Genomic DNA, 21567 nt, shown 5'->3' with positions numbered 1-21567 from the left:
GCCGCTCCCGCGGAAGGGCCGGACGGCCGGTGCGACCGTCAGCGCGACCACAGGTGGGCGAAGGCGTACCGGGCCGCCTCCACCTCCAGGCGCTGGTCGGCGTGGAGCACGCCCAGCGCGTAGGCGGTGGCGGGGGCGATCCGCGGGGTGCGTGCGGCGGCGGTGACGGCGGTCGCCGCCTCCGAGGCCTCGCGGTGCTGCTCCAGCACCCGCGCCGCGGCGGCCAGCCGGGCGGCGGAGTCCCCGTCGTCGTAGGCCAGCACCTCCTGGGCGTAACGGCGCAGGCGCAGCAGGACGCGGACCCGGTTCCACGCGGCGTCCTGGCGTTCGGCGGGCAGTTCGCCGGCGAGCGCGGCGTGGAGCGTCTCGCCGTTGTACGGGTGCCGTGCGCGCGTCAGCGGCAGCGCGGCCGCGGTCTCGGTGAGCCGGGCGTGGGCCTGCTCCGCCAGCAGCGGCAGCACGGTGGCGGCGGGTTTGCGCGCCGCGGGGGACAGCGGCACCTCGGAGGCGAGCACCGCCACCGCGTCCACCACCGCGTGGAACCGCGAGGAGCCCATGGCCTGCAGGGCGGCGGAGTGCGCCCGGGTCCGGGCGAGGGTGAGCTGACGTTCCAGCAGGGCACCGGCCCGGGCGGCGCCCACGGCGAGCGGGCCGCTCGCGGCGCCGCCGCGTTCGGCGGCCTGCGGCGGAGCGGGGGAGCGACGGGTCCCGGCGGCGTGGGCCACCGCGGTCAGCGGTTCCGGGAGCTCGGCGGGCGCCTGGGGCGCGGCCGCCGTGCCGCGCGGGGTCTCTGCGACGCCGCCCAGGCGCTCGCGGGGCGGTTCGGACACCGCGGCCGCCGGGTCCGGCGCGGTGGGCACCGGCAGCCACAGGCCGAGGTCGTCGTCGGCGGGAGCGGCGGGGATGCCCCCGGTGTCCTCCGCGGAGGCCAGCCGCTGCAGTGCGCCGATCAGCCGGCTGAGCCGGGCGGCGTAGCGGTGCTCGCGGCCGAGGGTGTCGGTGAGCCAGCCGAGCTCGGCCCGCAGGGGGTCCGCCCAGCCCGGGTCGGTGAGCGACCCGAAGGTGTGCAGGGTGCCGGCGATGCGGCGGGCCGAGCGGCGCATCTGGCGGCCGCTCTCGGCGGTGTCGTCCTGGGGCCGGCCGGGTTCGCCCTCACGTGGTGCCAGTGCGCGCAGAAAGGCCGTGGCCTCCTCCCGCAGGTACTGTCCGAGGACCGCACCGGCCTCACGGTCGGGGAGCCCACCGGCGGTCAGGCCGGCGGGCGTCGCTGCCGTGTCAGGGTGTCGCTGGGCCACGCCGGCGCCTCCGCGCATCGATGAGCATCTCCTGGATGTGGGGCAGCGGACGCCCTTCGGCGTCGGTGCTGTGCCGGGTCCAGTCCCCGTCCGGGCCGAGCCACCAGGACGAGGTGGAGTCCGAGGTTCCGGTCTCCAGGAATCGGTTCAGGGAGGCGCGGTGCGCCGGGTCGGCGACCCGGACCAGCGCCTCGATCCGGCGGTCGAGGTTGCGGTGCATCATGTCGGCGCTGCCGAGCCACACCTCGGGGTCGCCTCCGTTGCCGAAGACGAAGACCCGGGAGTGCTCCAGGAAGCGGCCGAGCACGCTGCGCACCCGGATGTTCTCCGACAGCCCCGGCACCCCCGGGCGCAGCGCGCAGATGCCGCGCACCCAGACGTCGACGGGAACGCCGGCCATGGAGGCCCGGTACAGGGCGTCGATGATCGCCTCGTCGACCATCGAGTTGGCCTTGATCCGGATGTACGCGGGCCGGCCCTCGCGGTGGTGGGCGATCTCCGCGAGGATCCGCGAGACCAGCCCGTCGCGCAGGCTGCGCGGGGCCACCAGCAGGCGGTTGTAGGTCTCGCGGCGCGAGTAGCCGGAGAGCCGGTTGAACAGGTGGGACAGGTCGGCGCCGACCTGCGCGTCGGCGGTCAGCAGCCCGAGGTCCTCGTAGAGCCGGGCGGTCTTCGGGTGGTAGTTGCCGGTGCCGACGTGGCTGTAGCGGCGCAGGGTGTCGCCCTCCTGGCGGACCACCAGCGACAGCTTGCAGTGCGTCTTCAGCCCGACCAGGCCGTAGACGACGTGGCAGCCGGCCTCCTCCAGCTTGCGGGCCCACTTGATGTTGGCCTGCTCGTCGAAGCGCGCCTTGATCTCGACCAGCACCAGCACCTGCTTGCCGGCCTCGGCGGCGTCGATCAGCGCGTCCACGATCGGCGAGTCGCCGGAGGTGCGGTACAGCGTCTGCTTGATGGCCAGGACGTCCGGGTCCTGCGCGGCCTGCTCCAGGAACCGCTGCACGGAGGTGGAGAAGGAGTTGTAGGGGTGGTGCAGCAGCACGTCGCGCTCGCGCAGCGCCGCGAAGACGTCGGTGGCGTGCGCGGACTCGACCTCGGCCAGGTCCGGGTGGGTGCCGCCGACGAACTTCGGGAACCTCAGCTCCGGACGGTCCTGCGCGGCGATCGCGAACAGCCCGGTCAGGTCGAGCGGTCCGGGCAGCGGGTAGACCTCGGCGTCCTCTATGTTCAGCTCCTGGACCAGGGTGTCCAGGGCCTGCGGGGAGATCGACTCCTCGACCTCCAGGCGGACCGGGGGACCGAAGCGGCGCCGCAGCAGCTCCTTCTCCAGGGCCTGGAGCAGGTTCTCCGTGTCGTCCTCCTCCACCTCCAGGTCCTCGTTCCGGGTCACCCGGAACATGTGGCTGTCCAGCACCTCCATGCCGGGGAACAGCTCCTCCAGGTGCGCGGCGATGACGTCCTCCAGCGGGACGAAGCGCTGCGGGCCGGCCTCGAGGAACCGGGACAGGATCGGCGGGACCTTCACACGGGCGAAGTGGTCGTGACCGGAGACCGGGTTGCGCACGGTGACGGCCAGGTTCAGGGACAGGCCGGAGATGTACGGGAACGGGTGCGCCGGGTCGACGGCCAGCGGGGTCAGGACCGGGAAGATCTTGTTGCGGAAGAGCGTGAAGAGCCGGGCCTGCTCCTTCTCGGTGAGGTCGCTCCACCGGATGATGTGGATGTCCTCCTCGGCGAGCGCCGGGGCCACGTCGTTCTGGAAGCAGGCGGCGTGCCGGGCCATGAGCTCGCGGGCGCGGGTGAGGATGTTCTCCAGCACCTTGCTGGGCGACAGGCCGGAGGCCGAGCGCTGGGCCACGCCGGTGGTGATGCGGCGCTTCAGGCCGGCGACGCGGACCATGAAGAACTCGTCCAGGTTGCTGGCGAAGATCGCGAGGAAGTTGGCCCGTTCGAGGAGGGGGGTGCCCGGATCCTCGGCGAGTTCCAGCACGCGCTCGTTGAAGGCCAGCCAGCTCTGCTCGCGGTCAAGGAAACGGTTCAGCGGGAGTTCTTCGTCCGTGCCCTCGTCCACCGCCGCGTCGGCCGGAAGGGCCTCGCCCGACTTCTCCGCGGGCCGCGGCACGGTCGCGAGGCCGTCCAGGCGCTTGAGCTCGGGGTGCAGGGGCGGGACGACGTGCGGGCGGCCGTAGGCCGGGGACTGCTCCGCCGGGGGCTGTTCCGCCGGGGGCTGTTCCGCCGGGGTCTCGGACGCGGTGGGAGCACCGGAGCCGGACCGCTCGGTCCGGGCGTTCGTCGGGAAATTCATCGAGGCCATGGGTGCGAGCCCTCCTCCGGATCCGGCACGTCGTTCACGTGGACGGCGGCGCACGGAACCCGGCCACCGACCATGCCTCCATTGTCCCCGGCGCGCCGGGATACCGGCAGGTCGAGAGGGGGGAGGTGGGTCGCGGCGGGCGTCTGCATTCACAGATGCTCGCAAGCGAGTTTGAATCGCCGGTAACGGGCAGGTGGCGGTCAGGAAATCGCCGTACGTACCGGCCGTGTCCGGACGGGCACCCGGATGACTCCGCCGGAGGCCCGATCGCCCGCCCGCGGGAGCCTCAGGTCTCCGTCCGGTACATCAGGTCGACCTCGTGCGTGGTGAAGCCGAGACGTTCGTAGACGGCGAGGGCGGGGGCGTTGTCCGCGTCGACGTAGAGCATCGCGGTGGGCAGGCCGCGGTCGTGCACGAGGTGCCGCAGCCCGATGAGGGTGAGCGCCCGGCCCAGGCCGCCGCCCTGCTCCTCGGGGTGGATGCCCAGGACGTAGACCTCGCCGAGGCGCTCGCGCTCGTGCACCTTCGTCCAGTGGAAGCCGGCCAGCCGGTCGCCACGGAAGGCGAGGAAGAAGCCGGCCGGGTCGAACCAGGGCTCGGCCTTGCGGTCGTCGAGGTCGCGCTGGGTGAGGCTGCCCTGCTCGGGGTGGTGCGCGAAGGCCGCGGCGTTGACCGCCAGCCAGGCGGCGTCGTCCTGCCCGGGGACGAAGGCGCGCACGGTGACGTCGGCGGGGAGCACGGGCTCGCCCAGCGGGGGCGCGCCGGCGCCCTCCTCCAGGGGGCGGCGCAGCTGCCGAAGCTCGCGGAAGAGGGCGAGGCCGAGCAGCCCGGCCAGGTGGCGGGCGGCGGGGTGGCCGCCGTGCGCCCACACGCGCAGCCGTTTGCCGGAGGCGGCGAGCAGTGCGTGGCCGAGGGCGCGGCCGTGCCCCTGCGCGCGGTACGCGGGGTGGATGACCATCTCGGCGGCGGGGGCCTCGACCGGGTCGGTGTCCTCCAGTTGGGCGTACCCGACGAGCACGCCGTCGCTCTCGACCACCAGGTGGCGTACGCCCTCACGGGCGCCGCCGCGCAGGTTCAGCCGGCCCTGCTCGGAGACCGCGGCCTGGCCGTCGACCGCCGCGGCCGCCTCGATCAGGGCCAGGACCGCCTCGGCGCGGCCGGGGCTCAGCGCGTCGAGGGTCTCGATCCTGCGGGGGCCCACGGCGGTCTGCTGCGCTGCTGCGTCGGTCATGGGACCGAGCTTACGGCCGTGGGGGTGCGGGAGGTGTCCATCGGCACCAGTACCGCCGCACCGCAGGCCACGGCCGCCGCGGCGGCGAGGGCGGGCCAGTAGCCGGTGGCCGAGATGAGGGCGGCGCTCAGCGGCGGGACGACGGCGGCGGTCAGGTTCTGGCCGGTGTTGTGGACGCCGAGGGCACGGCCGGACCAGGACGGGCCGGCGCGTTCGGCCGTGGCGGTGAAGGACAGGCCGTTGGTGCTGGCGGTGATCCCTATGGACAGTACGAGGGCGGCGGCGGTCACCGGGGAGGGGAAGGCCGCGGTCACGGCCGCCGCGGCGACCACCACGGCGGTGGCGACGGCGAGTTGCCGCATCGGCCGCAGCCGGCTGCCGACCCGGTCCGACCAGCGCCCGGCGGCGATCCGGAAGCAGGCCCCCAGCACCTGTGCGAGGGCGATCAGCCGGCCGGCGCCGACCGGGGACCAGCCCCGGGTGTCCACCAGCAGCACGAGGGCGAAGGCCCCCGCCGTGAACTGCGGTACGACCAGCAGCGCGCCCGCGCCGTGGATCCGCCACAAGGTCGCCGAGCCCCGGTAGGGGTTGGCGGCCGGCGTCGCGCCGGGACCGGTCCGCGGGCGTACCGGGTCGACGGCGAACAGTGCGACCAGGCAGGCGACGACCCCGCACACGGCGGCCAGGAAGCCGAAGGCGCCGTGCACCCCGTACGCGGCGGCGAGCGGGGGCATGGTCAGCGCGGCCACGCCCATGCCCAGCGGGGTGGCGGTCTGCCGGATGCCCATGGCCAGCCCGCGTTCCCCGGCGGAGAACCAGCCCATGACGAGGCGTCCGCTCGCGGAGTACACCGAGGCCCCCGCCGCTCCCGCCAGGGCGAGCAGCGCGCCCAGCGCCGTCGTGCCGCCTCCGGCACCCACCGCACCGGCCGCGACGGCGAGCAGCGCGGCGGCGCCGCCCAACCCCGTGGCGATGACGACGCGTTCGCCGTACCGGTCCGCGGCGGCGCCCCACACGACGAGGGCGGCCACCAGGCCGGCGGTGGGGCAGGCGATGAGCAGCCCGATCTGCGGCAGCGTCAGGTGCGCCGTGTCCCGCAACGTGGCGGCCAGATAGGGGACTCCGTAGACGAAGGCGCAGGCGGCGGTCTGTGCGGCGGTGCCCAGGGCGAGCATCAGCCAGCGACGGGGCATGGGTGCACCTCCTCGGTCGGTGGTGGATCCAACTATGTCGCTTGTTTGAATGGCGAGACAGATCATTCCGATGGGTGAGACAGGATCCCGGCTGCCCGTCATGTACCGATCAGTCGAAACCTGCCCGTAACCGCAAAGCCACTGACAACTACGCGCGTTGACAATAGGCTGCGGCCGTCCTCCGCCTCCATCCATCGTTCACGTCCAAGGGGACCCATGTCAGTGACCCACCCGCGTCGCCGTGCCGCACGCCGCGTCGCCGCCGCGACCGCCGGTCTGGCGGCGGTCGGTGTGCTCGCGATAGCGAGCCCGGCCGCCCAGGCCCACGAGACCCACCACGGGGGTCACGGCCACGGCAGCCGTACCGTCGACCTCCAGCTGCTCGCCGTCAACGACTTCCACGGCAACCTGGAGCCCCCGGCCGGTTCCTCCGGCCGCGTCACCGAGCTCCAGGCGGACGGCACCACCAAGACCGTCGACGCCGGCGGCGTCGAGTACCTGGCCTCCAGCCTGCGCACCGCCCGCAAGGGGCAGGAGCGTTCGCTCACCGTCGCCGCCGGCGACATCGTGGGCGCCAGCCCGCTGCTGTCCGGCCTGTTCCACGACGAGCCCACCGTCGAGGCCATGAACAAGCTGGGCCTGGACGTCACCGGCGTCGGCAACCACGAGTTCGACGAGGGCAAGGACGAGCTGCTCCGTCTGCAGAACGGCGGCTGCCACCCGACCGAGGGCTGCTACGAGAAGGGCCGCACGTTCAAGGGCGCGGACTACCCGATCCTCTCGGCGAACGTCGTCAACGAGAAGACCGGCCGCCCGCTGCTCAAGCCCTACACCATCGAGAACGTCAAGGGCGTCCGCGTCGGCTTCATCGGCGTCACGCTCGAGGGCACCCCGAACATCGTCACCGCCGAGGGCGTCAAGGGCCTGAAGTTCCTCGACGAGGTCGAGACGATCAACAAGTACACCAAGGAGCTCAAGCGCAAGGGCGTCAACGCCGTCGTCGCGCTCGTGCACGAGGGCGGCTTCCCCGCCTCCTCCGCGTACAACTACGACTGCGACGCGGGCGGTGCGGGCACCGGTCTGTCCGGCCCGATCGTCGACATCGCCAAGAACACCTCGGCGGACGTCGACGCGCTGGTCACCGGCCACACCCACAACGCGTACGTCTGCACCATCCCCGACCCCAAGGGCAACGACCGCCTGGTCACCAGCGCGGCGTCCTTCGGCCGGCTCTTCACCGAGCTCGACATGAAGTACGACCTGCGCACGCACGACATCGTGCGCGCCTCGGTCGAGGGCTCCAACCACGTCGTGGACCGCACCCAGACCAAGGCCGCGGACATGACCTCGCTGATCAGCCGCTGGCAGACGCTGGCCGCCCCGGTCGCGGGCCGCACCGTCGGCTACATCTCGCAGGACATCACCCGGGCCGGCAACGAGTCCGCCCTCGGCGACCTCATCGCCGACGCGCAGCTCGCGTACGCCAAGACCCTCGACACCTCGGCCACGATCGCGCTGATGAACCCCGGCGGGATCCGCACCGACCTGGTGCACAAGGCCACCGGCAGCGAGGGCGACGGCGTCGTCACCTACGCCGAGGGCTTCGCGGTCCAGCCGTTCAGCAACACGGTCAACCTGCGGACGCTGACCGGCGCCCAGCTGGTCACCGTGCTCCAGCAGCAGGTCAGCGGCAGCAACGAGGCCGCCCCGAAGATCCTGCAGATCTCCAGCGGCCTGACCTACACGCTGGACCTCACCAAGACCGGTGCCGCCCGTGTCGTGACCGACTCGATCCGTCTCGGTGGCGCCCCGATCGACCCGGCGGGCAGCTACCGCGTCGCGATGAACTCCTTCCTGTCCGGCGGCGGTGACGGCTTCGGCGAGCTGGCCAAGGGCACCAACGAGCTCGTCGGCGGCGACGACCTGGCCGCGCTCAACGCCTACCTGACCGCCAACTCCTCGGCCTCCGCGCCGCTGGCGGCCCCGGCGGCGAACCGCATCACGATCGTCCAGTAGTACGCGGCACGAGCGGGCGGGTCCCGCGACCGTGCTCCGCCCCGGGGGCGGCCGTCGACACCGGCGGCCGCCCCCGTCCTTCGCGGCGGGCCGCCCGCGACCCCGCTCTCGGGGCGCCGGCCCGTGCTGCCTACGCTGTGGACATGACGACCACGGAGCGACGGCGGTTCAGGTCCGGCACGGTGATCCTCGGCGGCATGGGCGTGCTGGCCGCCGCGCTGACCGCGTGCGGCTCCGACCCCGACAAGCGCTGCGTGGACCCGGACACGTACCGGACGCTCCCGGTCAAGGAGTGCGACGACGACAGCGGCCACGGCCGCTACTACTACGGCGGCAGCGTCCGCAACGGGAAGGCCAAGGGCGGCAGCTTCGACAAGTCGTCGGTGAAGACCGGGGGCTTCGGCGGCCACGGCTCGGGCCACGGGTCCGGCGGCGGCTGATGCGCCGGTACGCCGTCGAGCCGCGCCCGGGCTGGCAGCGGATCGTGGAGGACCAGGGCGTGGTCTACCCGCTGACCCGTTACCCCGACGGCTCCCTGCGGCCGTACTGGGACGAGAGCGGGTACTACGCGTTCTCGCTCCCGGAGGTCGAGGCCCTGGAGGAGACCGTCGCGGAACTGCACGCGATGTGCCTGGCCGCCGCGGAGCACATCGTGGCCGAGGACCGCTTCGCCGAGCTCGGCGTCCACGACCCGCGCCTGGCGGGGCGGATCGCCGAGTCCTGGCGGCGGCGCACAGAACTCCCCTCCCTCTACGGCCGCTTCGACCTGCGCTACGACGGGACCGGCCCGGCGAAGCTGCTGGAGTACAACGCCGACACCCCCACCTCGCTGGTGGAGGCGGCCGGCGCCCAGTGGTTCTGGATGGAGGACCGTTTCCCCGGCGCCGACCAGTGGAACTCCCTCCACGAACGCCTCGTCGACGCGTGGCGGCGCCAGGCCCCGCTGCTGCCGCCCGGCCCGGTGCACTTCGCGCACACCGAGGCCGACGAGCTCGGCGAGGACCTGATGACGGTGGCCTACCTGCGGGAGACCGCCGAACAGGCCGGACTCGACACCCACGCCCTGTCCGTCGAGGCGATCGGCTGGGACGAGCTGTCCGGCCGCTTCGTCGACGACCGGATGCGCTTCATCCGCAGCTGCTTCAAGCTCTACCCCTGGGAATGGCTGGCCGGCGACCCCTTCGGCGGCCACGTCCTGGACACCCTCGACAACGGCGGCGGCACCGGCACCACCTGCTGGATCGAGCCCGCCTGGAAGATGCTGCTGTCCAACAAGGCGCTCCTGGCCGTCCTGTGGGAGCTCTACCCGGGCCACCCCAACCTCCTCGCCGCCCACCTCGACGGTCCCCGCGACCTCGCCCGGACCACCGGCTGGGTCGCCAAGCCGCTGCTCGGCCGCGAGGGCGCGGGCGTCACGGTGCACCGCGCGGGCGAGGCCGCCGCGCCGCGCGCCGGCGAACCCTGCTGCTACCAGGAACTGGCCCCGCTGCCCGTGTTCGACGGCAACCACGTGGTGCTCGGCGCATGGGTCGTGGCGGACGAACCGGCCGGGCTCGGCATCCGCGAGTCGGCGGGCCTGGTCACCGACACGTACGCGCGCTTCCTGCCGCACGTCATCCGCTGAGCGGGCGCGACCTCGGCGGTAGGGGTCGCGGTCCGGCGCGTCCACCGGACGTTCCACGCCGGGCCGGGTGACGCCGTCCCCGTGACGCGGCGCCGCTGGGACCGGTCCGTCACGACCCGCCCCGCCGCGGAACCGACGGAGCGGCGGCACAGGGTGACCCGTCGGCCGCAGCGCGTGGGCTGAAGGCGCTTACCCCTTGCCGGGCCGGGGAGTTACCAGCGGAAACACTTTCCTCGGCAGTAACTTGTGGCCCACCATGGGCAACCCTGTCCCTCCAGACCCATCGACGTGTCCGGGTGGTCCGCCGTGTCCCAAACGCACCAAGCGCCCGTCTACGACGAGTTGTCCGACGCCGCTCTCACCGAGCGGGTACGGGCCGGCGCACCGACCGCCTACCCGGCGACCGAGGAACTGCGTCGCCGTCACCTCCCGGCCGTCGTCTGCTACGCACGGCTGTGCGTCCGCGGACAGTCCGCCGCCGACCAACTCGCCGCGCAGGCCTTCGCGCTGGCCTGGCAGGAGGTGCACCGGGGGGTCGACCCGCGCGGTCCCTGGCGGCACCGGCTGCTGATGCTCGTCCACCAGGCCGCCGCCCTGTGGGCGGGCGGCAGCCGCCGCGAACGGCTCGGTGACGCGTACGCCGCCTTCATCGACGACATCCGCGGCGCCGAGCAGCGCGTCCCCGGGCTCCCGGGCCTGCCCGTCCACCCCCGGCTCCACCTGGCCGAACGCTCCGTGCTGTGCGGCGCCTTCGCCGTCCTGCCGCAGCACACCCAGGGCGTGCTGTGGCACGCGGTCGTCGAGCGGGAGGGCGACGCCGACGTCGCCCGGTGGACCGGCGACAGGGCCCCGGAGGTGCCCGACCTGACCGCCAGGGCCCGGGACGCGCTGCGCGAGGCGTACCTGCGGACGTATCTGGAGCGCAGCGAGGACCCCCGGTGCAAGGGCTTCGGCCGCCTCCTCGACGCCGCCGCCCGCCGTGACGACGCCCGGCAGAACGAGGACGTGGAGCGGCACCTCGCGCACTGCCAGGGCTGTTCCGGTGCGCTTCAGACGTTGATCGTCCTCGAACGCGACCCCCGGCCGCTGCTCGCCACGGCCCTGCTCGGATGGGCAGGGCCCGCCTACCTGGCGGCCCGGTCCGCCCCGGCGCTTCCCGCCACCGCACCCGTTCCGCCGGCTCCGCCCCCGACGTCCCGCCGGCGCCGGCGGCCCGGACCGCTGGAGCGGCTGCTGAACCTGCGCGCCCGCCACCCCTCGCCCCTGGTCTCCCTGGTGCTGGTCGCCGCCGCCAGCCTGGCGGCCACCGGCCTGGTGTACGCGACGGGTGACGACCCCGCGCCGACCGGCAGCAACAGGGCACTGCCCCAGCCGCCCACGGGCTCGGTCACGGTCACCGCGACCGCCACCGCCACCGCCACGCAGACACTCACCCCGAGCCCAGCGGGGACCCCGAGCGCCTCCGCCACCCGCTCGCCCACGCGGCCCGGCGCCGGGGCCACCCAACAGGTCCCGGCGACGCGCACGCCGAGCGCGGGCCCGCCGCGGAGGGTGCCGGGCGGCAGCTACGCCCAGATCGTCAACGACGCGTCCGGCCTCTGCCTGGACGTACGGGACGAGGAGTTCGACAAGGGCGACGACGTCATCGTCGCGGGCTGCGACTACGGCTCGGCCTCCCAGCAGTGGCGGGTGGACTCCCGCGGGCTGCTGGTCAACGGCGCGGACTCCTCGTTCTGCCTGGACTCACGCGGTGACACCGACCGCGGCCTCGGCATCTGGGCCTGCTCGTCGGTTGAGGGCAGGAACGCGCGGAACCTGCAGTTCCTGGTCGACTCCCTGGGCCGGGTCCGCCCGCAGATCGACCTCGGCACCGCGATGCAGCCGGACGGCTCGACCCCCGGCTCCACCCTCTCCTTCGCCTCCGCCGGCAGCGGCGACGCGCAGCGCTGGCACGCCGGGTAGCCGGCCCGGGCGGTCGCGCAGGCGGTCTCAGACGGTCTCGGGTGTCCCGGGCATCTCCGGTGTCCCGGGCGTCTCGGGCGTCTCCGGCGCCTCGGGCGGCGGGGTCTGCGCCCCGGGCAGCCGTACGACCGCCACGGTGCCGCCGCCCTGCGCGGGGTGCAGGGCGATGGTGCCGCCGAGCTGCTGCACCGTTCGGGCCACGATCGACAGGCCGAGGCCCGAACCGGGCAGGCTGCGGGCGGAGGCCGAACGCCAGAAGCGCTCGAAGACGTGCGGCAGGTCCTCCGGCGGGATGCCCGGGCCGTGGTCCCTGACCGTGAGCTCGCCGCCGTGCAGGTCGACCTCGATCGTGCCGGCCGGCGGGCTGAACTTCACGGCGTTGTCCAGGAGGTTGATCACCGCCCGTTCCAGGGCGGACGGCTCGGCGCGCAGGTACCAGGGGGCCAGCTCGGTGGTGATCTTCAGGTCGGGACCGGTACGGCGCCGGGCCCGCTCCAGCGCCGCCTCCACGACCTCGTGGAACGCCACGGTCTGCGGGGGCGACCCGCCGGGTGCCGCGTCGGGGCGGGACAGCTCCTGCAGATCGCCGATGAGCGCCGCCAGTTCGCTCATCTGCGCCTTCACCGACAGCATCAGCTCCCGGCGGTCCTCCGGTGGCAGCTCCCGGCCGGTCAGCTCGCTGCGTTCCAGCAGTTCGATGTTGGTGCGCAGGGAGGTGAGCGGGGTGCGCAGTTCATGACCGGCGTCCGCGATCAGCTGCTGCTGCAGCTCGCGGGAGGAGGACAGCGCGGCCGTCATGGAGTTGAAGGAGGCCGACAGCCGGGCGATCTCGTCGCGGCCCTCGACCGGGATGCGGACGCTCAGGTCCTCGGTGCGGGCGACGTGCTCCACGGTGTCGGTGAGCCGGTCCACCGGCTTCAGCCCCGCGCGGGCCACCCCGAGTCCGGCGACGCTGGCGCCGACCACCCCTATCCCGCTGACGGCCAGCAGGATCACGGCCAGGGTGTTCAGCGGCCCGGTCACCTCGCTGAGCGGGCGGCCGACCGAGATCGCGGCCCGCTCCGTCCGCTGGCGGGAGTACTCGATCTGGGCGGGCCGCGTCAGCACCCGCATCTCCGTGCCGTCCTTGGTGGTCACGGTCTGCAGGGACTCCGACGCGTCACCCCGGACCACGGCCAGGTCGGCCTCGCTCACCGGGAGCATCTCGTCGCCGAGCACCCAGCACCCCGTGCCGTCCTCGGTGACGAGCAGCACGGACGAGTGGTTGGGGTTGAAGGCGAGCGCCCCGTCGGACGTGTCGTTCTGGGGCTTGCTCAGGCATCCGTAGTCCCCGAGCACGCTCCGGGCGGCGGGGGCCGCGTTGCCCGGCGCGCGCAGCGACTCGTCCAGCTGGTCCATCAGCTGCTTCTGCACGATGAACCAGCAGGCCAGCGCGCACGCGGCCACGGCGGCCGCCACGGCGGCCGCGGTGAGGATCGCCAGCCGGGATCGCAGCGGCAGGGAACGGAAGCGCGGGATGCGCGGCATCAGCCCTTGCCCTCCGCGGAGCGCAGCACGTAGCCGACGCCCCGCACGGTGTGGACCAGGCGGGGCAGGCTGCCGGACTCGGTCTTGCGCCGCAGGTACATGACGTACACGTCCAGGGAGTTGGAGCTCGGCTCGAAGTCGAAGCCCCAGACCGCCTTGAGGATCTGCTCCCGGGTCAGCACCTGGCGCGGGTGCGCGAGGAACATCTCCAGCAGGGTGTACTCGGTGCGGGTCAGCTCGACCGGCACGCCGGCCCGGGTGACCTCGCGGGTCGAGGTGTCCATCCGCAGGTCCGCGAAGGACAGCACGCTCTCCTCGCCGTGGTCGCCGCCCGGCACCGTCGCGTACGCGCTGCGCCGCAGCAGGGCCCGCAGCCGGGCCAGCAGTTCGTCCAGCTCGAAGGGCTTGACGAGGTAGTCGTCGGCGCCCGCGTCGAGACCGGTGACCCGGTCGCCCACCGTGTCGCGGGCGGTGAGCATGAGGATCGGTGTGGTGGTGCCGCCGGACCGGAGCCTGCGGGCGGTGGTGAGGCCGTCCATGCGCGGCATGAGGACGTCGAGGACGATCGCGTCGGGCCGGTAGGAGGCGACCTGGTCCAGGGCGGCCAGGCCGTCCTCCGCCAGCTCGGTCTCGTATCCCTCGAAGGCGAGGCTGCGCCGGAGTGCTTCGCGGACCGCGGGCTCGTCGTCCACGATCAGGACGCGGGCGGGGGCCTCGCCGTTCTCGCCGGGGCTCATGGTCTTCCACCTCGCGGGATGAGGGTCGGGGGCGGTGGGTGCCGCCGGGGGTGCGGCGGGGTGCTCCGGTTCTTAGCCTCGCACGGCGGCGAGGCGGTGGGCCGCAATCGCCCGGCGGGCGTAGCGGCGCGCGTACCGGCGGGTGGTCGCGATCTCCGGCTCGCGGGCGGCCGGCTCCCGGTAGGGGATCAGCGCGCGGTCGGAGGGGCCGGACGGGACTCCGGCGGGGTGGAGGGAGGTGCTCAGGAAGACGTTCATGGTGCCCACGTCCCTTCGATGCGGTGCGGTCAGCTGTCGCCGCCGCCGTTGCGCAGGGTGTCGAGGTCTGCCTTGAGGGTGTTGACGGGGATGGCGAAGCCGAGGCCGACGCTGCCGGCCTGGCCGGAGGAGGAGGAAGCGGCGGAGTACATGGCCGAGTTGATGCCGATGATCTCGCCGTTCATGTTGATCAGGGCGCCACCGGAGTTCCCGGGGTTGAGCGAGGCGTCGGTCTGGATCGCCTTGTACGTGGTCGTGGACGAGCCGACGTCGCCGTTGTACTGGCCGCCGCCGAACTCGAACGGCCACCGGCCGGTGCCGCCGCCGGGTCGCTGTCCCTGGCCCTGGCCGGTGGAGATGGTCACGTCGCGGTCGAGCGCGGAGACGATGCCGCTGGTGACCGTGCCGGTCAGGCCCTCGGGGGAGCCGATGGCGACGACCTGGTCGCCGACCGAGACCCGGCTGGAGTCGCCCAGCGACGCGACCGGCAGGCCGCTCACGCCCTCGGCCTTCACCAGCGCGAGGTCCTTGTCGCCGTCGGTGCCGACGACGGCTGCGGTGACCGTCTTGCCGGAGCTGAAGGTGACCTTGATCGAGTCCGCTCCGGAGACGACGTGGTTGTTGGTGACGATCTCACCGTCACCGGTGACGACCACGCCCGAACCGGTCGACTCCCCGGCGCCGGACGTCGCGCTGATCTCGACGATGCTCGGGCTGACGGCGGCGGCGACGGCCGCGACGCCGGTGCTGCCCGAACTGCTGGTGCCGATCACCTTGGTCGTGGTGCCCGCCACGGACGGCGAGGTGGTCGCCCGCCCCACCAGGGCGGCCGCCCCGCCGCCGATCAGCGCGGACACCAGCGCCACGGAGGCGACCAGGGCCACGGGGCGTCGCGTGCGTTGCTTGGGGATCCCGGTCGCGGGCGCCGGCGTGGGCTGCGGTTGGGGCTGGGGCTGGGGCTGGGGCTGCGAGGCGTAGGGCGCCGGGTGTCCGTATGGGACGTGCGGCTCGTACGGCGGCCGGGACGGGTACCCGCCGGCGCCGGGGGACTGCTGCGGCTGCTGCGGGTCGTAGGCGTCGTCGTGACGGGTGCTCTCGTTCATGCCTATGACTGTGCTCGCGGAACATGAGAGCTTCCTGAGCGTGACCTGAGAACCGGGGCAGAGTTCCGTATGCCCGATATAAAGAACGAAGCGCCAGGTCAGGGCCTAGGCTTACACGGCCCGTAGACAGGTCGCCGGGGGGGGGGGGGGGGGGCCCCCCCCCCCCCCCCCCGGCGGAACGGTCAGTGGCAGCCGCAGCTGCGCCGCACGACCAGCCGGGACGGGAACTGCCGCAGCCGCTCACGCCGCGAGCCGGAGACCCGCAGCCCGTCGTCCAGCACCAGGTCCACCGCCGCACGGGCCATCGCCTCGCGGTCCGAGGCCACCGTCGTCAGCGGCGGGTCGGTCAGCCCCGCCTCCTTGACGTCGTCGAAGCCGGCCACGGCCAGCTCGCCGGGCACGTCGATCCGCAGTTCGCGGGCCGCCCGCAGCAGGCCGATGGCCTGGTCGTCGGTCGCGCACACGATGGCGGTCGGCCGGTCGGGCCGGGAGAGCAGTTCCAGGCCGACCTCGTAGGCGTCGTAGCGGTTGTACGGGGACGAGTACAGATGGCCGTCGACGGGGAGCCCCGCCTCCTGCATGGCGCGGCGCCAGCCCTCGATGTGGTCCGTGACGGGGTCGCCGTGCTTCGGGGTGACCTCGGTGCCGCCGAGGCAGGCCACGTACGCGTGCCCGTGCTCCAGCAGGTGCCGGGTGGCGAGCTGGGCGCCGCCGACGTCGTCCGTCACGACCGCGACGTCGTCGATCGCCTCGGGCCGCCGGTGCATCAGCACGACCCGCGCGTCCCAGGCGTCGATCTCCGTCGCCGCGTGCTCGCTGAGGCCCTGGCTGATGAGGATCAGCCCGGAGACCCGCATGCCGAGGAAGGCACGCAGGTAGTGCACCTCGCGCTCGTCGAGGTAGTCCGAGTTGCCGACCAGCACCATCTTGCCGCGCTCGGCGGCCGCCCTCTCGACGGCGTGCGCCATCTCCGCGAAGAACGGCTGCCGGGCGTCCGGCACGATCAGGCCTATGAGGTCCGTGCGACGGCTCGCCATCGCCTGGGCCACCCGGTCGGGGCGGTAGCCCAGTTGTTTGATCGCCGCGAGGACACGCTCGCGGGTGGCCGGTGCGACCGGCCGGGGTCCGTTGTTGATGACGTAGCTGACGACTGCGGTCGAGGTCCCCGCAAGCCTTGCCACATCGTCACGCGTCACCTTTGCCACGGGCCGAGTCTACGCGGGTACACCCGTGCGTCCCACCGTCTGTCCACAGGCGTGACCACCGCGTGATCAGCCGTTCCGGGAGGCGGTGACGGCCGTCCCCTGCCCGGGTGCCTCCTCGGTCGGCGACGGCGCCGGCTCCTCCGCCGTCCGCTCGCCCTTCTCCGGGGTGACGAAGCGGTAGCCGACGTTGCGGACGGTGCCGATCAGGGACTCGTGCTCGGGACCGAGCTTGGCGCGCAGCCGCCGTACGTGCACGTCCACGGTGCGCGTGCCGCCGAAGTAGTCGTAGCCCCAGACCTCCTGCAGGAGCTGGGCGCGGGTGAAGACCCGGCCCGGGTGCTGCGCGAGGTACTTGAGCAGCTCGAACTCCTTGAAGGTCAGGTCCAGGACCCGGCCCTTGAGCTTCGCGCTGTACGTGGCCTCGTCGACCGACAGGTCCCCGTTGCGGATCTCCATCGGGCTGTCGTCGACGCTGATCTGCTGCCGGCCCATCGCCAGCCGCAGCCGCGCCTCGACCTCGGCGGGCCCCGCGGTGTCCAGCAGGACGTCGTCGATGCCCCAGTCCGCGGTGACGGCCGCCAGGCCGCCCTCGGTCACGACCAGGACCAGCGGGCAGCCGGGTCCGGTGGAGCGCAGCAGCTGGCACAGCGAGCGGACCTGCGGCAGGTCGCGGCGGCCGTCGATGAGGATCACGTCGGCGCCGGGGGTGTCCACCAGCGCGGGGCCCTCGGCCGGGGCCACCCTCACGTTGTGCAGCAGCAGTCCGAGTGCGGGGAGCACCTCGGTGGACGGCTGGAGGGCGTTGGTCAGGAGGAGGAGAGAGCTCACCGGCTTCTCCCGTCGTTCATCGTCCGGTCATGCGTGTTCCGCTTGCCCATTGCGACCCTCCTCGGTCCCTGCGAGGACGTGTGCGTCCGCCGACGTGTGCGCTCCGGTCGCCCGGAAAGCACGAAAGGACCCGGGGGCGACGCTGCCCGGATCCTCTTGACCCAAGAGAATAGCCCACATGGAGTCCGTAAGTGAGTCCGCGGTTGCGCGGTCGTGTGTCCCGTCGATCATTTCCGGTGGGTTGCGAGCGGTGCTGACGGCCGAGGACCGGGTGCCGATCGACGCCGCGTACCTGCCCGGAGCGACGCCCGGAGGGCTCGCGATCGTGGTCGCGCACGGCTTCACCGGCGCCCTGGAACGGCCGGCCGTGCGCCGCGCGGCGGAGATCTTCGCGCGGGTGGACGGCGTCGGCGGTGTGGTGACCTTCTCCTTCCGGGGGCACGGCCGCTCGGGCGGGCGCTCCACGGTCGGCGACCGCGAGGTCTGGGACCTGGACGCCGCGGTGCGCTGGGCACGACGGCTGGGCCACCCCGCGGTGGCCTCGGTGGGTTTCTCCATGGGCGGTTCCGTCGTCCTGCGGCATGCGGGGCGCAAACCGGCGCACGACGGGGCGCACGTTGACGCCGTGGTCTCGGTGAGTGCGCCCGCGCGCTGGTACTACCGGGGTACGGCGCCGATGCGCCGGGTCCACTGGGCCATCACCCGGCCCGCGGGACGCCTGGTCTCCCGGGGGCTGCTGCACACGCGCATCCACGACAAGGACTGGGACCCCGTGCCCGTGGCCCCGGTCGAGGCGGTGCGGTCCATCGCGCCGACCCCGCTGCTCATCGTGCACGGCGACCGGGACGGCTACTTCCCGCTCGACCACCCGCTCTCCCTCTCCGACGCCGCGGGCGCGGCGGCCGAGCTCTGGATCGAGCCCGGATTCGGCCACGCCGAGAACGCCGCGGCGCCCGCCCTCCTGCGCCGCATCGCGGTGTGGGCGGCCGAGCGGGCCCGCCCCGCCGGCACGCCCGGCTGACCCGGCCCGCACGCCGCGGCCCGCACGCCGGGGCCCGGCCACGTCGCGGCGCCCGCGCTGCGCCATCATGGACGGCGGCAGGACCCGCACGGGCGAACGGAAGGACCGCTATGGCGGCACACGGAACCATCCGGTACTGGGCCGCGGCCAAGGCCGCCGCCGGCGCCGCGGAGGAGCCGTACCGGGAGGGCACCCTCGCCGAGGCGCTGGACGCGGCGCGCGAGCGCCACGCGTCGCGCCCCGAGTTCGCCCGCGTACTGGCGAACTGTTCGTTCCTGGTCGACGGCAACCCCGTCGGCACCCGGGACCACACCGGGGTGCGGTTGGCCGACGGCGGCACCGTCGAGGTGCTCCCGCCGTTCGCGGGAGGATGAGCACGTGACCGACAACCACGACTGGTACGACCGCGGCGCGGGCGCGATGCCCGCGCACGACGCCACCGCCGTCCTCCCGCCCGTCGGGGACGCCCCGCAGCCGCCCCCGGACGGCGGCCGCGCCGCCCGGCGCCGGCAGGCGTCCCGCACTGGCTCGCCGATCATCGCCCCCGGCATGCAGCCCGCCCTCGTCACGGCCGCCCTGGCGCTGCTGCTGGCCGGCGGGGCGCTGCTGGGCCGCCCCGCGCTCGCCGCCGCGGGCGTGGTGCTGCAGGCGGTCACCGCGGCCGGCTGGTTCCGGCTGAACGGCATGTGGCCGGCGAGGCAGGGCATCGTGCTGGCCTTCCTGGCGGGCGTCACCGCCGAGGCAGCGGTGCTGATCGACGGGGCGGACAACGCCCCGGCGGTGATCGTGGGCACCCTCGGCGTCTGGCTGCTGCTCGTCCTCGTCCTGCAGCTGCGCCACCGCGGCAGTCCCGAGGAGCGGCTCTCCTCGCTGACCGCGACCACCGCCTCGACGCTCATCACGATCCTGGCCACCGGGTTCCTGGCGACCACGGCGGACCCGCGGGGCACCGACGCCGTCGTGACCGCGGTGGTCGCGGTCGCCGTCGCGACGCTCGCCCGGGCGGTCCCGCTGCCCGGCGTCGTCTCCGTGGCCGTGGCGCTCGCCGCCGCCACCGGCGGCGGCATCGCCCTCGGACGGCTGGAGACCTCCGACGCGGCCCTGGTCGCGCTGGCCGCCGGGGTGTGCGCGCTGATCGGCCTGCGGGTGGCCAGCTACGACTTCCCGTCCCGGTTCGTCCACTTCACGGCCGGTGTGGCGCTGCCGCTGACCGCCGCGGCACCGGGCGTCTACGTCATGACCCGGGCACTGCTGGGCTGACACACCGACTAGGGTCGGTCCGAACACCGACTCGGGGGTTGTCCGATGCGCGCTCTGAAGGTCCTGCTCGTCCTCGTCGTGCTCCTCGGCGGCCTGTTCGTCGCCGCGGACCGGATCGCCGTGCACTTCGCGGAGTCCGAGGCGGCGGACCGGGCGAAGACGACGCTGGGGCTGACCTCCCCGCCGGGGATCGACATCAAGGGCTTCCCGTTCCTCACGCAGCTGCTGGCCAAGAAGCTGGACGACGTCGCGGTGACGGCGGACGGCGTGCAGGCCGCCGGCACCGGCGGGCAGACGCTGCGGGTCACCCGCTTCCAGGCCGATCTGCACGGGGTGGACCTGGGCAGCGGCTTCAGCAGCGCGGTCGCCGACACCGCCGAGGGCACCGCCCTCGTCAGCTACGAGGACCTCGCCAAGGCCGCCCCGAGCGGCGTGACCATCGGCTACGGGGGCACCTCGGCGGACGGCAAGGGCCAGATCAAGGTGGGGGTCGAGGTCTCCACCCCGGTCGGCTCGATCAAGCGCAGCGTGGTGAGCGGGATCAGCCTGGCCGGCAAGGACAGCATCAAGCTGAGCGCGGGCAAGATACCGGACCTGGACTCGCTGCCCCCGGTCGTGGAGGACCTGGTCCGCGAGCGGATCGACTTCACCCGTGCGCTGTCGGGCCTGCCGGAGGGCATCGAGCTCACGTCGGTGAGCGTGAACGCCGACGGCATCAGCATCGCGGCGACGGGCAAGAAGGTCGTTCTCGCCCAGTGAGACGAGGGTGTCCGCTCCGCAGTCGGGGCGGCACCAGGCGGGGGCGGGGCGGCCGCGCGGCCGCCCGGCACCTGATGTTCATCTCGTAGTACGGACAATCTTATCTCGGGATGCGGACCGCCGGTGACATCGGCCGGTCCCCTTCCCTACGATCGAGCCCATGAAGCGACAGGCGGATCTCACGAAGCGGCGGGCAGTCGACCTGTGCCGTGTCGCCGCCATGCTCTGTCGCATCCCGTAGGGGCCCCCGCGCCGTCTTCCGGCGCCGCACGCAGCCCCGCCCTTCCCCGCGCAAAAGCCGCGACGCGCCCGTGCAGCGCCCCGGCACCTGTGCGCACCCGTCCGTGCGCCGAGACATCCGCAACTGCCCCGGAGGAGAACAGCAATGAGCCGCAGTGACGTCCTGGTGGACGCCGACTGGGTCCAGGCCCGGATCGACGACCCGAAGGTGGTCATCGTCGAGGTCGACGAGGACACGTCGGCGTACGACAAGAACCACATCAAGAACGCCGTCCGGATCGACTGGAAGACCGACCTCCAGGACCCGGTGCGCCGCGACTTCGTCGACCAGGCCGGCTTCGAGAAGCTGCTGTCGGCCAAGGGCATCGCCAACGACGACACCGTCGTGCTCTACGGCGGCAACAACAACTGGTTCGCGTCCTACGCCTACTGGTACTTCAAGCTCTACGGCCACCAGGACGTCAAGCTCCTCGACGGCGGCCGCAAGAAGTGGGAGCTGGACTCCCGCGACCTGGTCGACGGCTCCGAGGTGCCCGTCCGCCCGGCCACGCAGTACACGGCCCAGGCCCAGGACGCCTCGATCCGCGCCTTCCGCGACGACGCGGTCGCCGCCATCGGCAGCCTCAACCTCGTCGACGTCCGCTCGCCCGACGAGTTCTCCGGCAAGCTGCTCGCCCCGGCGCACCTGCCGCAGGAGCAGTCGCAGCGCCCCGGCCACATCCCGACCGCCCGCAACATCCCGTGGTCGAAGTCGGCCAACGACGACGGCACGTTCAAGTCGGACGACGAGCTCAAGGAGCTGTACGAGGGCGAGGGCGTGGACCTGAGCAAGGACACCATCGCCTACTGCCGCATCGGCGAGCGCTCCGCGCACACCTGGTTCGTGCTGCACGAGCTGCTCGGCCAGCCCAACGTCAAGAACTACGACGGTTCCTGGACCGAGTACGGCTCCCTCGTCGGCGTGCCGATCGAGCTCGGCGCCGCCAAGTAAGCC

General features: G+C 73.5%; 20 protein-coding genes. 10 read left to right on the top strand and 10 right to left on the bottom strand.

The window, feature by feature from the left end:
- Positions 1 to 38 precede the first annotated feature (38 nt).
- The 4 genes from ACFV3E_RS21660 to ACFV3E_RS21645 all read right to left on the bottom strand — a co-directional run bounded on the left by ACFV3E_RS21660 (position 39) and on the right by ACFV3E_RS21645 (position 6033).
- The gene (locus ACFV3E_RS21660; RefSeq protein ID WP_500536093.1) at positions 39 to 1313 is read right to left on the bottom strand and encodes a CHAD domain-containing protein; all 1275 of its coding nucleotides are present in this window, start codon (positions 1311 to 1313) and stop codon (positions 39 to 41) included.
- Positions 1276 to 3600: an RNA degradosome polyphosphate kinase gene (locus ACFV3E_RS21655; RefSeq protein ID WP_500536107.1), complete on the bottom strand. Its 2325-nt coding sequence runs from the start codon at positions 3598 to 3600 to the stop codon at positions 1276 to 1278. Before ACFV3E_RS21655 ends, ACFV3E_RS21660 begins: the two co-directional genes overlap by 38 nt.
- A gap of 295 nt (positions 3601 to 3895) precedes the next feature.
- The gene (gene mshD, locus ACFV3E_RS21650) at positions 3896 to 4840 is read right to left on the bottom strand and encodes a mycothiol synthase (RefSeq protein ID WP_500536092.1); all 945 of its coding nucleotides are present in this window, start codon (positions 4838 to 4840) and stop codon (positions 3896 to 3898) included.
- The gene (locus ACFV3E_RS21645) at positions 4837 to 6033 is read right to left on the bottom strand and encodes an MFS transporter (RefSeq protein WP_500536091.1); all 1197 of its coding nucleotides are present in this window, start codon (positions 6031 to 6033) and stop codon (positions 4837 to 4839) included. Before ACFV3E_RS21645 ends, mshD begins: the two co-directional genes overlap by 4 nt.
- A gap of 216 nt (positions 6034 to 6249) precedes the next feature.
- On the opposite strand from ACFV3E_RS21645, the gene ACFV3E_RS21640 reads away from it, so the two are divergent.
- The 4 genes from ACFV3E_RS21640 to ACFV3E_RS21625 all read left to right on the top strand — a co-directional run bounded on the left by ACFV3E_RS21640 (position 6250) and on the right by ACFV3E_RS21625 (position 11635).
- Positions 6250 to 8049: a bifunctional metallophosphatase/5'-nucleotidase gene (locus ACFV3E_RS21640; RefSeq protein WP_500536090.1), complete on the top strand. Its 1800-nt coding sequence runs from the start codon at positions 6250 to 6252 to the stop codon at positions 8047 to 8049.
- A gap of 143 nt (positions 8050 to 8192) precedes the next feature.
- Positions 8193 to 8489, top strand: coding sequence for a hypothetical protein (locus tag ACFV3E_RS21635; RefSeq protein ID WP_500536089.1), 297 nt, complete (start codon positions 8193 to 8195; stop codon positions 8487 to 8489).
- Entirely contained in the window at positions 8489 to 9673 is a 1185-nt protein-coding gene (locus tag ACFV3E_RS21630; protein WP_500536088.1) for a glutathionylspermidine synthase family protein, read from the top strand. Before ACFV3E_RS21635 ends, ACFV3E_RS21630 begins: the two co-directional genes overlap by 1 nt.
- A 306-nt stretch (positions 9674 to 9979) precedes the next feature.
- Positions 9980 to 11635, top strand: coding sequence for an RICIN domain-containing protein (locus tag ACFV3E_RS21625; RefSeq protein ID WP_500536087.1), 1656 nt, complete (start codon positions 9980 to 9982; stop codon positions 11633 to 11635).
- A gap of 27 nt (positions 11636 to 11662) precedes the next feature.
- On the opposite strand, the gene ACFV3E_RS21620 is transcribed toward ACFV3E_RS21625, so the two are convergent.
- From ACFV3E_RS21620 to ACFV3E_RS21595, 6 genes are all read right to left on the bottom strand, one after another.
- Entirely contained in the window at positions 11663 to 13162 is a 1500-nt protein-coding gene (locus ACFV3E_RS21620) for a sensor histidine kinase (protein WP_500536086.1), read from the bottom strand.
- Positions 13162 to 13899, bottom strand: coding sequence for a response regulator transcription factor (locus ACFV3E_RS21615; RefSeq protein WP_500536085.1), 738 nt, complete (start codon positions 13897 to 13899; stop codon positions 13162 to 13164). Before ACFV3E_RS21615 ends, ACFV3E_RS21620 begins: the two co-directional genes overlap by 1 nt.
- Before the next feature lie 72 nt (positions 13900 to 13971).
- The gene (locus tag ACFV3E_RS21610) at positions 13972 to 14157 is read right to left on the bottom strand and encodes a hypothetical protein (RefSeq protein WP_499513119.1); all 186 of its coding nucleotides are present in this window, start codon (positions 14155 to 14157) and stop codon (positions 13972 to 13974) included.
- A 29-nt stretch (positions 14158 to 14186) separates the two neighbouring features.
- A complete protein-coding gene (locus ACFV3E_RS21605) occupies positions 14187 to 15260 on the bottom strand; it encodes a S1C family serine protease (RefSeq protein ID WP_500536084.1) in 1074 nt (357 codons plus the stop codon).
- Positions 15261 to 15442: 182 nt separating this feature from the next.
- A complete protein-coding gene (locus ACFV3E_RS21600) occupies positions 15443 to 16465 on the bottom strand; it encodes a LacI family DNA-binding transcriptional regulator (RefSeq protein WP_499513121.1) in 1023 nt (340 codons plus the stop codon).
- A 66-nt stretch (positions 16466 to 16531) separates the two neighbouring features.
- Positions 16532 to 17293: a response regulator transcription factor gene (locus tag ACFV3E_RS21595; protein ID WP_500536083.1), complete on the bottom strand. Its 762-nt coding sequence runs from the start codon at positions 17291 to 17293 to the stop codon at positions 16532 to 16534.
- A gap of 178 nt (positions 17294 to 17471) precedes the next feature.
- On the opposite strand from ACFV3E_RS21595, the gene ACFV3E_RS21590 reads away from it, so the two are divergent.
- The 6 genes from ACFV3E_RS21590 to ACFV3E_RS21565 all read left to right on the top strand — a co-directional run bounded on the left by ACFV3E_RS21590 (position 17472) and on the right by ACFV3E_RS21565 (position 21564).
- Entirely contained in the window at positions 17472 to 18314 is an 843-nt protein-coding gene (locus ACFV3E_RS21590; RefSeq protein WP_500536082.1) for an alpha/beta hydrolase, read from the top strand.
- Between the two features lie 110 nt (positions 18315 to 18424).
- Positions 18425 to 18688: a MoaD/ThiS family protein gene (locus ACFV3E_RS21585; RefSeq protein WP_500330746.1), complete on the top strand. Its 264-nt coding sequence runs from the start codon at positions 18425 to 18427 to the stop codon at positions 18686 to 18688.
- Positions 18689 to 18692: 4 nt separating this feature from the next.
- Positions 18693 to 19574: a hypothetical protein gene (locus tag ACFV3E_RS21580; RefSeq protein WP_500536081.1), complete on the top strand. Its 882-nt coding sequence runs from the start codon at positions 18693 to 18695 to the stop codon at positions 19572 to 19574.
- 45 nt (positions 19575 to 19619) lie between these two features.
- Complete coding sequence (locus tag ACFV3E_RS21575; RefSeq protein ID WP_500536080.1) at positions 19620 to 20333, top strand: LmeA family phospholipid-binding protein; 714 nt, start codon at positions 19620 to 19622, stop codon at positions 20331 to 20333.
- Between the two features lie 160 nt (positions 20334 to 20493).
- A complete protein-coding gene (locus tag ACFV3E_RS21570; RefSeq protein WP_360910367.1) occupies positions 20494 to 20574 on the top strand; it encodes a putative leader peptide in 81 nt (26 codons plus the stop codon).
- A 144-nt stretch (positions 20575 to 20718) separates the two neighbouring features.
- On the top strand, positions 20719 to 21564 hold the full coding sequence (locus ACFV3E_RS21565) for a sulfurtransferase (protein WP_500536079.1): 846 nt from the start codon (positions 20719 to 20721) through the stop codon (positions 21562 to 21564).
- Positions 21565 to 21567 lie beyond the last annotated feature (3 nt).

Origin of the sequence: Streptomyces sp. NPDC059718 (assembly GCF_042733315.1) — a bacterium.
In the GTDB taxonomy this organism is placed as follows: Bacteria; Actinomycetota; Actinomycetes; order Streptomycetales; family Streptomycetaceae; genus Actinacidiphila.
This window is presented reverse-complemented; position numbering and strand designations above follow the sequence as displayed.